The 18,142-nt window shown below is 38.6% G+C and carries 16 protein-coding genes; 3 read left to right on the forward strand and 13 right to left on the reverse strand.

Features of this window, described 5'->3' with window-relative positions:
* Window positions 1–38 precede the first annotated feature (38 nt).
* The 6 genes from ENLAB_RS01680 to ENLAB_RS01705 all read right to left on the reverse strand — a co-directional run bounded on the left by ENLAB_RS01680 (window position 39) and on the right by ENLAB_RS01705 (window position 6,293).
* Complete coding sequence (locus ENLAB_RS01680; protein ID WP_244352325.1) at window positions 39–1,037, reverse strand: DUF916 domain-containing protein; 999 nt, start codon at window positions 1,035–1,037, stop codon at window positions 39–41.
* Window positions 1,038–1,083: 46 nt separating this feature from the next.
* Complete coding sequence (locus ENLAB_RS01685; RefSeq protein ID WP_244352327.1) at window positions 1,084–1,548, reverse strand: hypothetical protein; 465 nt, start codon at window positions 1,546–1,548, stop codon at window positions 1,084–1,086.
* 288 nt (window positions 1,549–1,836) lie between these two features.
* Window positions 1,837–2,454, reverse strand: coding sequence for a hypothetical protein (locus tag ENLAB_RS01690; RefSeq protein WP_244352329.1), 618 nt, complete (start codon window positions 2,452–2,454; stop codon window positions 1,837–1,839).
* A gap of 446 nt (window positions 2,455–2,900) precedes the next feature.
* Window positions 2,901–3,338, reverse strand: coding sequence for a hypothetical protein (locus ENLAB_RS01695; protein ID WP_244352331.1), 438 nt, complete (start codon window positions 3,336–3,338; stop codon window positions 2,901–2,903).
* Between the two features lie 279 nt (window positions 3,339–3,617).
* On the reverse strand, window positions 3,618–4,934 hold the full coding sequence (locus ENLAB_RS01700) for a helix-turn-helix domain-containing protein (RefSeq protein ID WP_244353405.1): 1,317 nt from the start codon (window positions 4,932–4,934) through the stop codon (window positions 3,618–3,620).
* Between the two features lie 891 nt (window positions 4,935–5,825).
* Window positions 5,826–6,293 (reverse strand): hypothetical protein, encoded by a 468-nt coding sequence (locus ENLAB_RS01705; RefSeq protein ID WP_077454389.1) that lies wholly within the window; start codon window positions 6,291–6,293, stop codon window positions 5,826–5,828.
* A gap of 1,389 nt (window positions 6,294–7,682) precedes the next feature.
* On the opposite strand from ENLAB_RS01705, the gene ENLAB_RS01710 reads away from it, so the two are divergent.
* From ENLAB_RS01710 to ENLAB_RS01720, 3 genes are all read left to right on the forward strand, one after another.
* On the forward strand, window positions 7,683–8,183 hold the full coding sequence (locus ENLAB_RS01710; protein ID WP_244352333.1) for a hypothetical protein: 501 nt from the start codon (window positions 7,683–7,685) through the stop codon (window positions 8,181–8,183).
* A gap of 325 nt (window positions 8,184–8,508) precedes the next feature.
* Complete coding sequence (locus ENLAB_RS01715; RefSeq protein ID WP_244352335.1) at window positions 8,509–9,003, forward strand: hypothetical protein; 495 nt, start codon at window positions 8,509–8,511, stop codon at window positions 9,001–9,003.
* A 20-nt stretch (window positions 9,004–9,023) separates the two neighbouring features.
* Window positions 9,024–10,082 carry a hypothetical protein gene (locus tag ENLAB_RS01720; RefSeq protein ID WP_244352337.1) on the forward strand — a complete coding sequence of 353 codons (1,059 nt, stop codon included), beginning with the start codon at window positions 9,024–9,026 and terminating at the stop codon, window positions 10,080–10,082.
* Window positions 10,083–10,194: 112 nt separating this feature from the next.
* On the opposite strand, the gene ENLAB_RS01725 is transcribed toward ENLAB_RS01720, so the two are convergent.
* The 7 genes from ENLAB_RS01725 to ENLAB_RS01755 form a co-directional block, all read right to left on the reverse strand.
* The gene (locus tag ENLAB_RS01725; RefSeq protein ID WP_244352339.1) at window positions 10,195–10,965 is read right to left on the reverse strand and encodes a hypothetical protein; all 771 of its coding nucleotides are present in this window, start codon (window positions 10,963–10,965) and stop codon (window positions 10,195–10,197) included.
* 530 nt (window positions 10,966–11,495) lie between these two features.
* Complete coding sequence (locus tag ENLAB_RS01730; RefSeq protein ID WP_005225872.1) at window positions 11,496–13,076, reverse strand: peptide chain release factor 3; 1,581 nt, start codon at window positions 13,074–13,076, stop codon at window positions 11,496–11,498.
* 191 nt (window positions 13,077–13,267) lie between these two features.
* Window positions 13,268–14,083 carry a MetQ/NlpA family ABC transporter substrate-binding protein gene (locus ENLAB_RS01735; RefSeq protein ID WP_096742818.1) on the reverse strand — a complete coding sequence of 272 codons (816 nt, stop codon included), beginning with the start codon at window positions 14,081–14,083 and terminating at the stop codon, window positions 13,268–13,270.
* Between the two features lie 5 nt (window positions 14,084–14,088).
* Window positions 14,089–14,757 carry a metal ABC transporter permease EmtB gene (gene emtB, locus ENLAB_RS01740; protein WP_081118122.1) on the reverse strand — a complete coding sequence of 223 codons (669 nt, stop codon included), beginning with the start codon at window positions 14,755–14,757 and terminating at the stop codon, window positions 14,089–14,091.
* Window positions 14,744–15,469, reverse strand: a complete 726-nt coding sequence (locus ENLAB_RS01745) for a methionine ABC transporter ATP-binding protein (protein ID WP_077454397.1) — start codon at window positions 15,467–15,469, stop codon at window positions 14,744–14,746. Before ENLAB_RS01745 ends, emtB begins: the two co-directional genes overlap by 14 nt.
* 10 nt (window positions 15,470–15,479) lie before the next feature.
* Window positions 15,480–16,496, reverse strand: a complete 1,017-nt coding sequence (gene lplA, locus ENLAB_RS01750) for a lipoate--protein ligase (RefSeq protein ID WP_244352341.1) — start codon at window positions 16,494–16,496, stop codon at window positions 15,480–15,482.
* A 237-nt stretch (window positions 16,497–16,733) separates the two neighbouring features.
* Complete coding sequence (locus ENLAB_RS01755; RefSeq protein ID WP_077454399.1) at window positions 16,734–18,110, reverse strand: hemolysin family protein; 1,377 nt, start codon at window positions 18,108–18,110, stop codon at window positions 16,734–16,736.
* Between the last annotated feature and the right edge of the window lie 32 nt (window positions 18,111–18,142).

Below are 18,142 nucleotides of genomic sequence, written 5' to 3' on the forward strand. Positions count from 1 at the left end.
AGAAAAGTCTAGGGGTAACGATCTCCCCTAAACTTCTCTTATTTTTTTAGCAATTTTACAAGCGTCAAAATAAGCAAAACGGAAACGAGTGATAAGGCGATGACCAACCAAAGATTGGCTTTTGATTGAACAGTAATTGTATTGCTAGAATCAGCAGCCTCCTCAATAAACTGGTCGACCTCTTCCTTTGTATAATGAAAATACGTTGTCGTTTCGTCGTTGCCATCTGATCGTATAAATTGATACTCCCCAGACATCAATTTGGCCCCATCCAACAATGGGACATTAAAGAGCGTTTTTATATAGGGTGAAAGAACAATCTGTTCCGACTCTATCTTCCCTTCAGCGATAATCTCCTGATTGGGATTGATCACACGATAGGTGCCACCCTCAGCATAGGTCACAAGCGGATCATTATTATATAGATAATAAGATAGAGTCGTTGTGTCTCCAGTAATCGTAAATTCAAAATCCCCGATAGTCTGTTTTGTTCCTTTAGCCAGTTCATTCAGTTTTAGGCGAACGACGATTACTTTCTGATAGACTTGCTGAATATCTACAGAATCTTTATTTTCTTGTATGCCGATTACCTGAGAAAAATTGATCCCACCTAATACTTCCCCATGAATCCTTTTATTTACATTAATGATGATTTGAACATCTCGACTTTGCTTTGCATCTAATTGCAAAAAATCATCAACGAAATTCCCATCTTGCGGTTGGATTTTTACATAATTTTTTAAATCATAATCTTGGTTCAGTAAATTTTCTGTTTCCGCTACATAAGTCATCGAATTCCTCGTGGAAACAGCGATACTTGGAAAAACCGAGACTTCAATGGCATAGTTTTCAAGATTGGTAACAGTTGCCGTATAGCGATATTCCTGATTCAATTGAGGTGTAAATTGAATATCCTTTACCTGACTTGTCTCATCATCAGCTTGGATCGAAACATCAAATGAAGAGCTGATCTGTTCTTCCGCTGCTACACTTTCAGTGTAAAAGAACATTCCTAAGAACAGGCAAAAAAAGACCACCTTAAAAAAACCGTATTTCTTCTCGCAGTCAGAACTAGACATGAAATTAAGGTGTAACGTCCGTAGCTTCTGATGCAGTCAAAGTGATTAGATAATCTGCTTTTTTGGTACTGTCAAATGTTGCTGGATCGATCGTATAGTCAAAAGTACCTGTTTGAGTTGCTTCGTATCCTTGCTCTGCTTCCACACTGAATACTTCACTTGTAGCAACGGTTAGACCAGGTGCAATCGTTTCTCCCGGCACTTGTGCTGTGATCACCACTTTTTTTGCACCAAAGGATTTATTCGCTAATGTTCCCGATAGTGAGAAAGTACCTGATAGCGGATCTGCTTTTGCATCCGTAAAACTAATCTCTGCAAAGTCAACCGTTTTTGTTTCAGCAGGTGTTTCTAACGTAAATGTTGCTGTTCCTTCGTTAACAGTTACAGCAACTTCCTCTGCTGCTACAGGTACGGACACACCAATAGAGAGAGCAAATAAGAACGCTGTTGCTAAGATAACCTTTTTCATTGATTTCATTCCTCCTTATATATTTTTTTGTAAGAATCGAGCTTACAAAAAAACTATACACTATTTTTTTTGGCAAACTTCTCTTCTTTTTGCAATTTTTTTCACCAAAAGAATAAAGGTTTTTTTAATCTTATCTCGCGAAATTTTCATTTGCCTCCATCAAAACTGGTGGCAGTTAATGAAAATAAATAGACATGAAAAATGAAATTTTTTCAGATAACAGTCGTAACTCTTATTACTTTGACCCACTCTCTCTAGCAAACAAGGAAAAGCCAAGCCACTATTTGTTTATTCCGGCATGAAAGAAGTATCAGTCGTTTCCATTTCTTCCATCAGAGAAGAACGTTCACTACTCTGCAAGAGACTCTCTGTGGAAAAGGTTGTCTCTGTGGAAGAGGTGCTTGTCGTAGCTGATTCCCCTACACTCTCATCACTCTCGACGATGGATGCATGGTCTTCTTGCTTGTTACTTGACGGCAAAAGTGAAGACGGCAAATTTTGATTCGTCGCTGCAGAAGAGATTTCCGTGATAGTAAAAATTACTTTATAGTTACCTTGATCTGCCGTCAGAAATTTTTTAGGATCTAATGTAACATAAAAATGGTGGTCATCCATCGTTTCTGTTGCCACCATTTCTGCCGCATTTTCAAAAGCAGCGCTCAATCCACTGCCATTTGAAGAGATCTCCAAGTGATAAGCCGTTGCCACATCACTGGCAGAACTTTCAACTTTTAGACTACCTTCATAACTCAGTAATTCATTGCTAAAATCAATCTCCTGAAAATCAAAAATGATTGGTTCTTCCACCGTTAGCGAAAAACTCGCTTCTGCAGCATAAATTCGTTCCGTATACAATAAAGAAAAACACGAAACCATTAAAAGACAGCTTGCTTTAATCCGTTTCATCATTCTAGTTCTCCTTGAGTAAAAATACCTACTGTTTTAAGGCAAGACACGATTCACTATTACCAAACAAATGACATCCTTCCCTTTCTTGCGGTATCCCTCCGCTTAGAAAGGTGGTCTCTACTCGACAAAGGTAAAAAAACTGATCGTAAAGAGAGGGAGATCTTTTGTTCATCATATTCCCTTACGCATGTTCTCTTCAGTCAATTATCGTCAATAATTCCTTCAACAATCATTCATCCAGTCAAAAAATAGTTATTGATTTTGGTCTTGTGAATCCTTCTCCGCTTAAATCATAGCATAAATGGAAAACCCTCAATTCTCCACAAAACACCGATATTTACAGTCTAGGGAGAATTGATTTCCTCAATGATGCAAAATGACGCAACAGTTTATTTGTTTTAAGTCAGAGCTATTCTTCTATATAGACAAAGGAACTTTCACTTTTATGGTTTCACCACCCAAGCCTCATCATAGTAATCGATCGTAAATTCAGTATTTGGAAATTCAGTCTTCACAAATTGCTTTATTGCCGCCAACTCTGTTTCAACATTTGTAATCAAAGTGATATATTCTACCTTGTTTGTGTCCTTCAACTCGACTATGTACTGTTCTGCATCTGTCCAATGGGCATCAATAAATGTGAAAGCTACCTCTTCAGAGGCATGTTTAAACCCATCCATTATCAAAACGTTAGTGGAATCAACGATTTTCAACGTGTCTTTCAGGATATTCAATGAATCAACGATATATTTTTCTACTTGATCTAGGCCAAAGTTTATCGGAAACACGCAATTTCGATAGAAATGATCGTATCTTTCGTTAGCAAAACGTATGGAATACATTCTTTCACTTAAGCGTAAATTTTCTATTATTTCCATCATCTTCAAATCACCTTCAGGTTTATTTATTACAAATAAAATTACTATAGTTAAAATACCGCAATTCCGACTATTTTATTTATCTTTTTTTGTCAAAAATTTGCACATTATTTAGCAATTTTTTTTAATGCGGTCTCAAGCAACTCAAAGTAAGCGGTTCTTTCTCAAACGAGAAAAGCACCTGAGGCTAATTTCCATTTCGTTTTTTAGCACTCATCTGCCAGCAACCCAAAACAAATTTTGAAACGACTCAAAAAAAGAGAGCGCCACATGCGCTCTGCTTTATGTATATTTCGCCAAGATCGCTGATTGGATCATGGCATTCAAATTATCCCAATCTCTTGTATTATGAACATTGCCAAAAAATGCAAATTTTTGTGACGCATTATGGATCAGCACACCATCTGAAACCAAAATATCAGAGTCAGCTAGATTGGCATTAAACTTGATAACTTTCTCATTATAGATTTTCAATAGCGTATTTTTGATAACAGGGATATATTCCGGATGATTCAAAAGAGAGATACCAATATTTATTTGATCTTCTTTTTGGATAGGTAGGTAGGAAGTAACGATTTGGGAAAGCTTACGAATAAAAAGCGGCTCTCTCTCGATCCATCCCCGATGATTATTAAGGACCCGATCTATGATAACCTCCACTTCAACCAGTCGATCATTTGTATAATCAATCTCCCCGATTGACAAAAAATTATCTAGATACAGATGGATATAGCCCCAAGTATTGATCACTACTTCATAGATAAAAACTGATGAAGCCTGCTTTGTTAGAGCATATTTCTTTGAAAGTTGTTCAAGAATCTGAGAAGCAAAATCCACATAATCATTGTTTTCAAGCATGAGGAATTTTTCCCCGATCACCTTTTTTTCAGACTCTCTCACTGTTTCTGGGATGAAAAGCACCCGCCAAAAATAATAGTAGACAAGTTCTTTTTCCACATCAGATTGATTGCGAATAGGAAAAAGATTTGCCAGCTGTTGATCATTTTCTTTCTTTAAGCAATGATAAAGCGCTAATGTTGACGCATCAACTCCAGGAACAATATTCCCTCGGAGAATGGCATTTTCAATAATAGAAAAAACGATCGCATGCTTGACCTTTGTCGTACGCAACGTCTCATAATCTTTGGCGATCCACTCCATACTAGAACGGATGGGATGTTCTGTATAAACATTACAGGCCATGACTTCGACGAGATAATGATACATGCGAATACATGATTCTTCCCCTGTTAATTGAATCGAATCACTGCTATTACTGATTTTTATCGGTACATTTTGGACCGCGAACATTTTTTTTAAATAACTAAGCAGTTTATAACAATAGGAAACACTAAAAATCAGCTCTTCTGAAATATCCACCATTCGTGTTTTTCGTTTTCTTAATAAATAGATAAGGAGTTTGTAATAGGGAGATTCCAAAAAATACTTTTTTTTGAGGTTTACAAAAATATACAGACTTTGTTCTTGATTTAAATCATCAGACAGATGAAGTGTTCTTTTTTCAAGAAAAAAAAAGGAGTCCTCCAGCGTTGAAATACCGGCTAGATCATCATCGATCTCAGTTAAGAGGATTTTCACCTGATAAAGTGACTTACTGAGGGATTCTCCAATCGCATCTAAAGAAAGTTGTTTTTCAACAACGAGATTTCTTACAATTGTTAGTTTATCAACTTGTTTCTTGGTTAAGTAAAACCTATACAATTTTTCTATATAATCCAATTTTTTAACCGCCTTAATAAAAAAATATCCCAGCTTCCAATTATAATAAAAAAACTTTAAGTAACTGCCAAATCATTCACAAAACGGTCATTTTTAATTATTTCTTCAACTTTAACTCATTTTAAGATTTTTCTCTTAATCTGAAAAGTATTCTGACTGAGCGTAGTATTCACTGTTATGATACCCATTTTGATATTGTAGCTCTGACTTGATCGATCTGCTTTTGGTATCAAAAATGAATCTACATACGAAGCTTGTTCTTCAAACTCCGCAAATATGTGAAGAAAAAAAAGCCTTTCTACACTTTCTGCTACTAACTGATTCACAAAAAAAACGCTTGATCCAGCAGCGCATCATTTATAGAAAAACTAAGCTTGCTCACTAAGATCCTTTCTACTGGCTAGGAGTGTTAGTCATAAGAAAGGGAAAATCAGCAGTCACAATGATGGTTCACTCTGTTCATGGAATCAAAGTTCTTTCGTCCATTGTAAAAAAAAAGCAAGCTGGCTTCTACAGGAATAGTGGATTTGTAGCCTCTCGCCTATTCGATTGGCCAATGGCTCTCCTAGGGGGCTGAGAAAGCTTGCTATTAATGTCTCAAGAAATTGACTGCTAACTTTGTCGTTCTATCCACTTGCCGAAGACAATCTAAAGCAACTCCCTTTTACTAAGGCGTAAAAAAGCGTGGTAAAATGTCAGAATATTCAAACATAATTTCCGATAGAAAAGATGAACTTCTAGAAAGAAGGATCAAGTTCCTTTTAGAGTACTGCGTTCTCGTTTTATCCAGCAATCTTTGTATTCATAGATATTCAAAATGACCAAGTCATCCGTCAATTCATTAAATGCGTCAATCAACTCTTTATCCCCCGCATCAACATTTCCTACTACCTTAAAGTCATAATAGTTGCCCGATTTGTCTACACATTCGATCACATAACAAATAACATCTCCCCAAAAATGCTCTAGTCGATGGTGACAACCGGCTTGATCTAAGCGTGCATGTTCCGCGATACAAAACACATGCTGGATCGTGTGGGTAAGGATGTTGATCTCCCCTAAAGAATCTTCCAAATACGCTAGCGTTTCAGCGATATCTGCTTTTTGATCAACAATAAGATTTCGCTCTAAAATCGAATTTACTTTATTACTGAAAAAACGAACGCTTATCATCAAAGCCTTTTGCTGTTCAATATTTTTTTCTTTAGACTGCAGCATATTTTCACACTCCTAAAAAGAACTTTAATCCTCTTTAATAAGCATATAGCATCTTCTTTTTTAATTTTATCGTCTTTTGATGAAAAAAACTAAAAAAAAAATAATCATTTATTATAATAAGAAGAATTTGCCACTTACAGAAAAAAATGAGTGTTGAATTTTTTAAACGAAGCTCTGTCCTGAAAGTCAAAGGCTGTCCCAAGAGTTGCTAATTCCCTTCACGATCCATCCTGATAAAACAGGAGGCATCCGGTTTTTGAATTGACAGTTCTCATGAATTGCACTTTCAAACAATGGGGTACTATTGACCTTTCGATTATATCCAGAAACCCTAACTCTGTTAGCTTTCTTCACCAGACCCTGCTGGTCATTCCTAAAAATGATTCCGCTGAAATCCCTCTTTTCTTTGTAAGAATTTCATATCGCTAGCACTCCTTCACCCGTCATCACAACAAACATAATTTTACCTATACTTTTTGGGACTGTTCAATCATAAATGATTTCTCAGCCCCAGATTGATATGAAATAAAAAAGCCGATCTTTCTCAAATAAAACCTTAACCTGACACAAGAAAACAACAGAGAAAGTGAAATGCTCTACGAGGTCATTCTACCAAGAAATCCCTACGATTAACAGATAAAAACGCATATTCTATAATTTATTCCAATAATTTTGACAATATTCACCAATATCTTTATTCTATGTCAATTTTTGTATTACTTAAAATGATTCCTGATAATGCAGGAAAAAGCAATCTTAAGGACAATTGTAGAGAATAAAAGCGATAACTTAAATAAAGCCCTCAGAAAACTTGTTCTGTATTTCAGTGAATCTTGGATTTTTAAGAGACTAAATCAAAGGGTTGAAGTCAAGTCATTTGTTGACTTCTGCACTTCTTCTAGCCTACCTGAAAAACCTCCACAAATTAGTGGCTGACTTTTACGCTGGGCATACTACTTTGCTTATGAACGAAATCGACTTAGATAAAGAAAATGGCCTATGATCTTCCTAGAGAAGCGCCAATGCCGACAAATCACAGCAATTACTCCGAATAGCATCGGAAAAGTGCTTTTTTACCAATAGATCATGCATCATAAAATGGAGAGATGCCCTGGATGCCACCAGTTTGAAGCAATGGTTTCATTTGTTGTTCGTTTAATAGGCTATTTTTGCTTTACTCCTTCGTTTTAGTTATACAGGGACTTCCATAGGAAAAACAACCTATCCCTCCTTCAAAAATCCCCAGCAAAAACAAACAACCCTAATTTTAATCAATTTTCTACACTATTTATTGATAATTTGCAAAAATATAGATAATATTCACGATAATTTCCCTTTATACTTTTTATATTCAGAAAAACATCTGAAAATCTAGAACGAGGTTTAAAAATGAAAAAAACTTTCTTAAGTATCACTCTCGGAGCCGCAATCTTACTAACGGGTGGAGTCAATACGACCGCCTTAAGCGTCAGCAATCCTAATAGCGAACCCCTCAAAGTTACCATCTTAGATGGAAATTCTGCTTTCGCTTTTCACAACGAAATGCGTTTAACGAATGGGGGAAGGTTTACTATCGGAGATGCCTTTTTCGAAAACAGCCCCCTTTCTGCGCGAGGAGGAATTTCAAATGTGGGCGGCGCACTATTTAATTACACTCGCTCACCCATTGAGGTAATCGTTGAAGTCAAAGCCCCTGAACAAAGTGGCATCCAAATCACTGATAACCCTACAGTGACGATCAAAGCCGAGGCTATTTCTCGTGGAGAAAACACGATCAACTCCACTTATTCCGTTAGCCGTGAGACTGCTTTCTTAACAGAGCCACCAATAATTACTGTTACAGCCAGACTTTCAGGGGAAAGTGAAAACTTTTCTTGTGTATCACTATAAGCAAAAAAGATAGCCAATTTTTGTACACAATCGAACCATCCGAATCTTTTCTATAAAACGACAGAGACTTATTTATCAAGTCTCTATCGTTTTCATTTTATAAACAAAAACCGACGCAGTAGTTTGCAGATCGTTGCTGCCAGCTTCAAATGAACGAATGATAATCGCAATAATAAATTTTAACCACAATAAAATATTCCAGCGTATATATTTTATATATTTTCAAAAAAAATAGCACTAAATCGGATAATCGCTACCCTAAATTGCATATTATAATTCATTTAAGCAGTGCAACAACTGCAATAATTAAAGTGAGGTTTTGAATATGAAAAAAATTGTTCTAGGCAGTACATTCATTGCATCTTTGTTGTTAGCCGGAGGAGTCAACGCGTTTGCTGTGACAGATGTCCCTGACCCGATAACGATTCCGATTGAACTCGAATATGGAGATGCATCTTTCGTGTTTAATGATATCTCTTTGACAGCACCAGTTATTAGTGAAAGTATATTTGAAGGACCTGTTGAAGGGACTATTTCAAATGTAGGTGGTACTTTGACCAATTTAACTGCTTCTACAGCAATCGTTAATTTTGCTGTTAACGCGCCTGATGACTTTGATGGAATCGTTGTCGACGCCACTAATCTTAACACTTTGACTGCTGACCCTGTTGATATTGAATCCCTAGGAACAGATATAACTTTTACAATCGATCAAACATTTGCACAAGCTTTTGCTGCATTAGCAGAAGATGCAGACGCTCCTGTGATCACTGTAACTGCACAAGATGGTACCGATCCTGGTCAAACTCCATCACTATAATTTTCAAAAGGAAAAAAATCATGAATCATACATTCAAACACAGAAATTCTTTTCTAAGGATTTCTGTGTTGCTTCTCTTTATAGCATTCATTAGCAATGCAAGCATCTGTCGCGTAAATGCCGATGAAACTGCGAATTCATTAAAACTTACACTTAGTGAAACGGAGTACAAAACTTCTGATAATACCTTGAGTATTTCTCCTGAGATGGAGACGGCGTATATTGTTGAAATTACACTAGAAAATATTGGATCCGGTGATTCATCCATTGTTGTCACACCTTACACCTCTATTGCTCTCTCACGAGAATCAGCTATTATCTATAGCGATGACCTAAACTTACTGCTAGATGACAAGTATAACTTTTCCAATTATGCATCGATCGAGTCAGAGGCATTAGATGACGATAATCAAATTGAGATCCCCCCGAATGAATCCGTTCTGGTGACCGTTACAATTACTCTTCCAGAGGAGCCTGCACGTGAAGGAACCGTGATGGGGGCAATCAATTTTAGTCAGATCATGGGTCTTGAAACAGCAGAAGATTCAATCGGTATCAAATCTGTGTATGAATCACTTATTTTTATCAACTTACTTTTTAATGAAGTGGAAGAGCTCAAAGACGTCGTTTATGAAGATTTCTCCTTTGTTGCGCTTCAAGATACGGTAAACCTACAATTTTACGCCCTCAACTATAATCCTATTTTAGGCAACTTGAACAATGCACTCTACGAACTAATAAACCCAGATGGAGAAACAATTGCCTCTGGGGAGTTAGCAGATTCCGTTCTTTTAACGCCGTTAACCAAATCAAGAATGCAGATTCCTTTAATAGACAATAGTGAACTTATTGAAGGCGAATACCGTTTGACAATAGAAACAACTAGAAAAGCAATCACCACTCTTTTTTCTTATGAAAAAGAAGACCTGGATGACTTCAAAAAAGAAAGCATTCCAACAAATACTGTCACTATTCAGTCAGACAATCAATTGTTTATCTGGATCATCCTAATTCTCTTAGCAGCACTTACAGTGGCAGTCATATATATAGTGAAATCAAAAAGAAAAAGAGAGGGCTAGTTCCTCTCTTTTGTGCTGTTTCTGCTTACTCCACTGCTCATCAATTATTGATAGCTTCCTTTTTGAAGTAATGTTGCGTATCTCCTCGCCGAAGTGGGACAAGAAAAACCGCTCATATCAAATAAGCGGTTTTTCCTGATATATGCCTAAACATTTTTTCTTCAATGATCATTTCTTTTGAAAAAAAAGTTGCTTTCTCGTACTGGCTTTTCTTCCCTAAAAAAACCTCAGCACTAGCCTCATCCTCGACATCACTGATCGAATCTTCTAGTTTGGTAGAATCATTATCAAGGGAGTCTTCTTCCAAGTTTGCTTGCTCGTCGTAATTAGATTCTGCTTCTTCCTTTTGGCTCTCGGATTCATCTTCGATGCCATCGTCTTCTTGCTTTTCATCGTCTTGGTCTTCATCTGTCAAGTTTTCATCCGGTATCTCTTCTTTTTCCTCATCCGTCTGATTCATTTTTATCTCTTTCGTAAAGGTCTCTGAATCATCAATTGCTGTAAAAGTGACTGATAAGTAGTACTCAGAGTTGGAATCAAGATATTCCTTTATGTTCAATGTTGCAGCTACGTTAAGAATCATTGATGCTTCATCAGCATCCTCAATGTGAATGATCATCTCTTCCGAACCGTTCACGCTGTTTAGTTCTGCTGAAAATGCTTCCCCAACAGCAGTGATTGTAACGCCAAAAGCACCTTCACTGCCGTTGCTATCGACAGTCAGCTGAAGATCTTGTGTGGTTCTTAACAAATAATAGTGTTCATCCTTAAAGTCAATCGTGTTTAAATCAAAAATCAAAGTTTCGGAAACGTCATCAGCCGTAGCCTCTAGTGTTGGAAATAAAATCATCACCGAAAAAATGAATAACAAACTTTTTAGCACTACCTGGTCCCCTTTCTTCTTTCAGAAATCACTTGTATTTAACAAATAATTATTCGCTTTAGCAAAATCGATCTATAGATAACTAGTAGCATCTGACAAAAAGAAGATGTCCCTCAATCAATGAATTAAATGCCCTCAAACACTGGCAATCTCTTCTCTGCTTTTCCTCTACTTTCAAACAAGAAGAAAATTTCCTGAATCATTAAATGTTGCCTAGGCTATTTTTCTATTCATTTCAAATGCAATTCCTTGCTGTCATCTTTAATACTACGCTCTTTTCCCGACTCAATTTTATCTTCTTTTAAAAGAATGTTTATGAATTAGGATAATTTTTTCAGAAAATTCTTCAATCAATGAATCATTCACGACTAATCCCACATTTCATTCTGCATCAAAAGCACCCTGCAGCACAAAAAAGCCCCTTCTTATCCATTTTGATAAGAAAGGACCTTTTACGATCGTTCACCTAAAAAAGATTCACGCTACCCACAAAGCTGAGTATACCTAAACAGTCTAGCGGGAAACAGCTATTACATCAAGCTCTTCAATTCGACATCTGGGTACTTGTCAGCGAACCAACGCATTGCAAATTGATTTTCAAATAAGAACAATGGTTGATCGAAACGATCTTTCGCTAAAATATTACGGCTTGAGCTCATACGCTCATCTAAGTCTTTCGGATCGATCCAGCGAGCGATCTTGTGGCCCATTGGGGTCATAATGACTTCTGCATTGTACTCATTCATCATGCGGTATTGGAAAACTTCAAATTGCAGCTGCCCGACAGCACCAATGATATACTCATCACTAAGATACGTCTTGTACAACTGGATGGCTCCTTCTTGGACCAACTGATAGATTCCTTTGTGGAATGATTTTTGCTTCATCACATTTTTTGCAGTGACTTTCATAAAGAGTTCCGGAGTAAACGATGGTAGCTCTTCGTAAGCAACTTTGAGTTTTCCTTCATAAATCGTATCACCGATTTGATAATTTCCCGTATCATAAACCCCGATGATATCTCCAGCGACTGCTTCTTCAATATTTTCTCGGGTATCTGCCATAAATTGTGTCACATTGCTGAGTTTCATTTTTTTACCGGTACGCTCTAGTGTCACGTCCATGCCTCGTTCAAAGGTTCCTGAACAAATACGGACAAAGGCGATCCGATCACGATGGGCAGGATTCATATTTGCTTGGATCTTGAACACAAACCCGGACATTTCTGGTTCATAAGGACTGACTTCATCACCGGCCAAAGTTTTGTGACCATAAGGTGCTGGTGCAAAGGACAAGAAGGTTTCCAAAAAGGTCTGTACACCGAAATTCGTAAGGGCAGAACCAAAGAACACGGGTGTTTGATCGCCACGAGCGATTTTTTCTGTGTCAAAGGCATCGCCAGCTTCTTGCAGCAATTCCACTTCTTCTAAAACTTGTTGGAACAGCCCATCTTCGGCAAATGGATGGTCTGCAGGAAATTGTCCATTTTCATCTAGGGCAACTAAACGTTCCCCACCGTGATTGTCTGGACGGTAAAATTCGACCCGTTGGTTATGGATATCATACAGCCCTTCTAAGCCTTTCCCCATGCCGATCGGCCAATTCATTGGAAATGATTCGATCTCTAAAAGATCTTCTAGCTCTTCTAGTAATTCTAATGGTTCACGGCCATCACGGTCGAGTTTATTGATGAAGGTAAAAATTGGAATGCCGCGTTTTTTAACCACTTGGAAAAGTTTTTTCGTTTGCGCTTCGATCCCTTTTGCGCTATCGATCACCATAACCGCACTGTCCACCGCCATCAAGGTACGGTAGGTATCTTCAGAAAAGTCCTCATGCCCAGGAGTATCTAAAATATTGACCCGTTTGCCTTGGTAATCAAACTGCATAACGGAACTGGTAACGGAGATCCCCCGTTGTTTTTCAATTTCCATCCAGTCGGACTTTGCGAAATTGCCAGTCTTTTTTCCTTTGACCGTACCGGCTTGGCGAATCGCACCACCGAATAGTAATAATTGTTCTGTAATGGTTGTTTTCCCCGCATCCGGGTGGGAAATAATCGCAAAGGTACGGCGACTATCAACTTGTTGTTTTAATTTTGGATTATCCATTGATTCTATTGCTCCATTTCTTGTATTTACAATGCGAACAGTGACCATTTTAGACTGTCGCTAGTTTTCTGACCAAATCAGTATATCATGGATAAGGGTGATAAAAAAGCAAAAAAAGACAAGAAATCCCTTTGACTGGTCTCTTTTACAGAGTTAGGCAAAGGGCGTTCTTTCCATTTGATAGAAACAAATTAAAATGCTGGCAATAACGTATCACTATGCTCGTTTTCTAAAAACTCACGAACTTTATCGCTAGTCATGGCACGGCGCAATACAGCGATTTTTTCAGAATCTTGATTGTCTTCTCGAGCAACCAATGAGATAGCAAAGCGATCATCGATGGTCTTTTCTAAGAAAAGGGCATCTGCTGGTTTCAAACCGATTTTCGCAATATAGGTTGGGTAATTGTATACCAAAGATACATTTGGCTCATCATAGGCTTCCGCAAGATTCAGTAGATCGACAGATAACCATTCAAAGTTTTTCGGATTTTCTGTAACGTCTTTAAGTGTTCCATTGACACCAACGCCATCTTTGAGAGTGATCAACCCTTCTTCTGCTAAAATCGCTAACGCTCGACCTTCATTGGACACATCATTCGGCAATGCGACTTTCGTTCCCTCTGGAATATCATTGATATCCGTATACTCTTTGGAATAAAAGCCAACTTTTGCGTTGTAGATTTTATCTAATGCCACTAGGTTCGCATCTTTTTCTTCATTATACATTTGCATATATGGTTCATGTTGCGCAAAGTTGGCATCGACCTCGTCATTATTCAGCAACTCGTTGTACTGGATATTGTCATTGACTTGAACCAATTGGATCTCCCAACCATCTTCGACCGCTTCAGCAGCAACTTTTACGACATCGGTCATTGGTGTCGTTTGTGAAGCGACTTTGATGATTTTCTCTTCGCTCGCCTCATCAGAGCTGGAACCGCAAGCCCCCAATACACCTAATGCCAATACACTCAATCCTAAAACAAATCCTTTTTTCACTTTCATTCCTCCTATTTTCGTTTATCAAGTTTTCTTGCTGCTTGATTGCCAATCCCTTGCAGGATAAAGACCAAAAGAATCATGATGATAATTGCAAAATACATGACGCCATATTCATAGCGTTGATAGCCATAGCGGATCGCAAAATCGCCGATCCCGCCGCCGCCAACGATCCCCATCACCGTCGAATAAGAAACCATGCTGACTGCTGTCGTCGTCAAGGATAAAATCAAGCCACTTCTGGCTTCTACTAGTAAAAATGACCAAACATACTGCCATTGACTGACGCCCAAGGATTTTGCCAAATAAGAAACTTCTTCTGGGACATCCAGCAGTACTTGCTCCGTCAAGCGAGCAAAAATACTCATAGCAACGATGCTCAAAGGAAAACTGGCGGGGATCGGTCCAAATGAGCTACCTAAAAGCATCCGCGTCAACGGGATCAAGGCTACGACAAATAATAGAAATGGAAACGAGCGAATGATCGTCACGATTAAATTCAGACACTCATAAAGAAATGAGATTTTTTTCCCACGACTGCGACTGAGAAAAAGCCAGACACCTAACGGCAGGCCTAAGGCAACGGCTGCAAGCATCGAAATGCCCATCATGATCGCTGTTTCTTTCAAAGATTCCAGCAATTCAGGCAGATAATACAAAATACTCTCACTGATCGTCATGCAGCAAACTCCTCTCCACTTTGTTCACATAAGAGCTTTCAATGCGGACAATTGGCTGGGGCTGATTGGCAAATTCCGCCGCAAAGACGGCATCTTCCAATACAAACACACGTTGACAAATTTGTCGGACGGCCGATAGCTCATGACTGACAAAAACGACTGCTGGCTGGAACGTCTGTTGAACTTTTTGCAGCAAAGCAAGTACATCCGCTTTGGTATCTTCATCCAGCGCACTGGTGGGTTCGTCACACAATAAAATTTTCGGCTCACGGATCAATGCTCGTGCAATAGCCACTCGTTGTTTCTCCCCACCGCTCAACTTGGCTGGGTAGATGTGGGCTTTGTCTTCCATCCCAACAAACGAAAGCATCTCCAACACCTTCTCCGATGATTTCCCCATTAATTTCAAAGGCAAATAGACGTTTTCAAAAACGGTTCGATTGTGTAACAGATTGTAATTTTGAAAAATCATGCCGATTTCTTGTTGCGCATGTAGCAGCTGCTTTTTGTTCGATGCATCGATTTTTTTGCCATCAAAAAGTAATTCCCCGCTGTCTGGGGTTTCAATCAAGTTTAAAAGCCGAAGCAACGTCGATTTTCCTGAGCCGCTTTTGCCTACGACCCCAACGATTTCCCCTGCCTGAACCGAAAAAGACAAACCATCGAGAACCTTTCGATCGTAACGCTTTGTGAGATTGATCGCTTCTAACATCTTTTTCCTCCTAATCAAACAGCAATGCTAAAAATTCAGAAGTGGTCATCTGATGGATAAATTGCTCGATGGCGATTCCCTCTAGCAAGCGGCTGATGGTACTTTGTTCAAAATCAACCCCTTGCAACATTGCTTCCAGTTCACTGATCTCTTTTTGCCCAAAAAAGTCACCCGTAATTTGGAGTGCTGCGATCTTGCCTTTGTTCACAGTAAAATCGACTTCAACGATCCCTACTTGTTCAAACCGCTTTCTTTTTTGCCATTCAAATGCTGGGGCTTCATTGAAAATCCACTCATTATTCGCATACCGCTCTTCAAACAACATTTGGATCGCTTGTCGATCGGTTTCCGTCAAGACGATCTCTTGATCACTGATTTCATCGATGGTGGCTACTTCGTAGATATGGCAAAGGAGTGTATCTCGAAATTCCTTGGTATCCATTGATTGGTATTGCTCTGCCAAATAAGGTTTGATATTCGTCACACTTTTCCGCACGGATTTCGTTGCTTTAGAAGCAATTTTTTCTTGGGCAACGTGTAGAACGTTCGTCAATTCTTCCAGGTTCACATCATACATCAATGTGCCATGAGAATACGTCCGGCCTTTTTTTGTATACATCGCATTGCCAGAAAACTTTTTCCCATCAATGAACAAATCATTGCGACCGTGTACTTCAATATCCTTGGCTCCCATTGCCGCTAACCCCTTCATGATAGGTTGCGTCGCACTTTGATAATCGCCAAAACTTGTGGCATCTTTTTTAGTGACAAAACTAAAACTCATGTTGCCTAGATCGTCATAAACCGCTCCACCACCAGATGTCCTGCGAGTCAAAACGATATTACGGCTTCGCAAATACTCAAAATCGATCTCTTGATACGCATTTTGATTTCTACCGATTATAACACATGGTTTTTGTATGTATAACAGAAGACAAGGTTCTGAAACATCTATGTTATCCATCAAGTACTCTTCAGTTGCCAAATTGTAACGAATATCTTCACTAAGCATACGGTAAAATTTCATTATAAGCCCCTCGTTCTCATTAGATTTCTATGGACATTCTCGCTTTTCTTTCGAAAAAATGCAATCAAATTGCTTGATGATAAGATACACATGTTTTTTTATCTGTTTTTAAACTGTATTATTGATTAGATTTATCGTAACCGTTTCTTACAAACAAATCAAGGGGAATAAGTAAAAAAGGGACAAAAAAGACCAAAGCAAATGCCTTGGTCTTCCTCATTTCATTTATACGGAGCTTTAACGGCGCGGCTCGTCTTCCTCAAAATCTTTGCGGAAATAGCGGCGTTCTTCCTCCGGTTCCACTTCGCCGTCTTCAGGGTCGTGGAAGATCACCCGAATCTTCAAGACCCGTGAGCCTTCCATTTCTTCAGAGATCAGCTTTACGTTGTCCACTTCAAAGGAAAGTTTTTCTCCTTCATCAGGGATCAATCCTAAAGCAGTGATCAAATATCCCGCCATCGTGTCCACATCACTCATATGCAAGCTCATGTTGAAGGCTTCATTAAAATCATCGATCAACATGCGGCCTTGAATGACATATTCTTTATCAGAGATTTTTTCATAAAGTTCTTCGACTTCATCTGATTCATCATCGATCTCGCCGACGATTTCTTCAAGCAAGTCTTCTAGTGTAACCAACCCAACGACGCCGCCATATTCATCAAGCAAAATCGCCATTTGGTTTTGGGTTTTCTTTAATTCATAAAGCAAATCATCGATAAAGACCGTTTCTGGCACAAACAATGGTTCTTGTAGAATTTGTTTGATGTCCATCGTATCAAAGCCGTATTTGTACGCACACTTCAATAGATTTTTGGTATGTAGAATCCCTACGACTTTATCTTTATCTTCATTATATACAGGAATACGAGAATAATTTTCTGCTAAAATTTCAGTCAAAATTTCTTCTACTGAGTCATTGATGTCCACCATAAAGGCTGAGGTTCTAGGAACCATGACTTCCCGGGCGACTTTCGTGTCTAATGAAAAGATCCCTTGCAGCATCTCTAATTCATCTTCTTCAAAGACCCCTTCTGTTTCCAACATATACCGCATTTCATCACGGGTCATCTTCGTGTCTTCATCGTCAAATTCCATTGGAGTGATGCGCGCCAATAAACTTGTCGAAGCTGATAAGAACCAGACGAAAGGTTTGGCAATAATCCCGATCGTTCGAATGACACCAGAAGTGAACTGGGCAACTTCTTCTGATTTGTTCATAGCGATCCGTTTTGGATACAACTCACCGAAAACGATCGACACATACGTCAAGATCGCTAAAACGATAATATTCGCTAAGCTTTTAGCCGCCGTCCCTCCACCTAATAAAGGTGCCAAACGGGTCGACAAGGTATCTGCCAGAGATGCCCCAGATAAAATATTCACCAAGGTAATCCCAACTTGGATCGTTGACAAGAAATTTGTTGGATTATCAATGATTTTCAATAATTTTTGTGATTTGACATTTCCTTCTTCCGCTTTTTGCTCCACACGGTTTTTGTTGACTGAGACGACTGCGATCTCAGAGGCCGCTAGAAAAGCGTTGATCAATGTCAAAACGATCAATAATAAAATTTGCGCTAGAAGCGACTGACTCTCGGGGTCAGCATTCATAATAGCATTCTCTCCTTATTTTTTCATTTTCT

This window comes from Enterococcus innesii (assembly GCF_022846515.1).
In the GTDB taxonomy this organism is placed as follows: domain Bacteria; phylum Bacillota; class Bacilli; order Lactobacillales; family Enterococcaceae; genus Enterococcus_D; species Enterococcus_D innesii.

What these genes read in the sequence shown, in the direction of transcription:
- ENLAB_RS01685 (WP_244352327.1), bottom strand. Translation starts at nt 1,548, where the DNA reads ATGAAAAAGGTTATCTTAGCAACAGCGTTCTTATTTGCTCTCTCTATT.
- ENLAB_RS01690 (WP_244352329.1), bottom strand. Translation starts at nt 2,454, where the DNA reads ATGAAACGGATTAAAGCAAGCTGTCTTTTAATGGTTTCGTGTTTTTCT.
- ENLAB_RS01695 (WP_244352331.1), bottom strand. Translation starts at nt 3,338, where the DNA reads ATGATGGAAATAATAGAAAATTTACGCTTAAGTGAAAGAATGTATTCC.
- ENLAB_RS01705 (WP_077454389.1), bottom strand. Translation starts at nt 6,293, where the DNA reads ATGCTGCAGTCTAAAGAAAAAAATATTGAACAGCAAAAGGCTTTGATG.
- ENLAB_RS01710 (WP_244352333.1), top strand. Translation starts at nt 7,683, where the DNA reads ATGAAAAAAACTTTCTTAAGTATCACTCTCGGAGCCGCAATCTTACTA.
- ENLAB_RS01715 (WP_244352335.1), top strand. Translation starts at nt 8,509, where the DNA reads ATGAAAAAAATTGTTCTAGGCAGTACATTCATTGCATCTTTGTTGTTA.
- ENLAB_RS01720 (WP_244352337.1), top strand. Translation starts at nt 9,024, where the DNA reads ATGAATCATACATTCAAACACAGAAATTCTTTTCTAAGGATTTCTGTG.
- ENLAB_RS01730 (WP_005225872.1), bottom strand. Translation starts at nt 13,076, where the DNA reads ATGGATAATCCAAAATTAAAACAACAAGTTGATAGTCGCCGTACCTTT.
- ENLAB_RS01735 (WP_096742818.1), bottom strand. Translation starts at nt 14,083, where the DNA reads ATGAAAGTGAAAAAAGGATTTGTTTTAGGATTGAGTGTATTGGCATTA.
- emtB (WP_081118122.1), bottom strand. Translation starts at nt 14,757, where the DNA reads ATGACGATCAGTGAGAGTATTTTGTATTATCTGCCTGAATTGCTGGAA.
- ENLAB_RS01745 (WP_077454397.1), bottom strand. Translation starts at nt 15,469, where the DNA reads ATGTTAGAAGCGATCAATCTCACAAAGCGTTACGATCGAAAGGTTCTC.
- lplA (WP_244352341.1), bottom strand. Translation starts at nt 16,496, where the DNA reads ATGAAATTTTACCGTATGCTTAGTGAAGATATTCGTTACAATTTGGCA.
- ENLAB_RS01755 (WP_077454399.1), bottom strand. Translation starts at nt 18,110, where the DNA reads ATGAATGCTGACCCCGAGAGTCAGTCGCTTCTAGCGCAAATTTTATTA.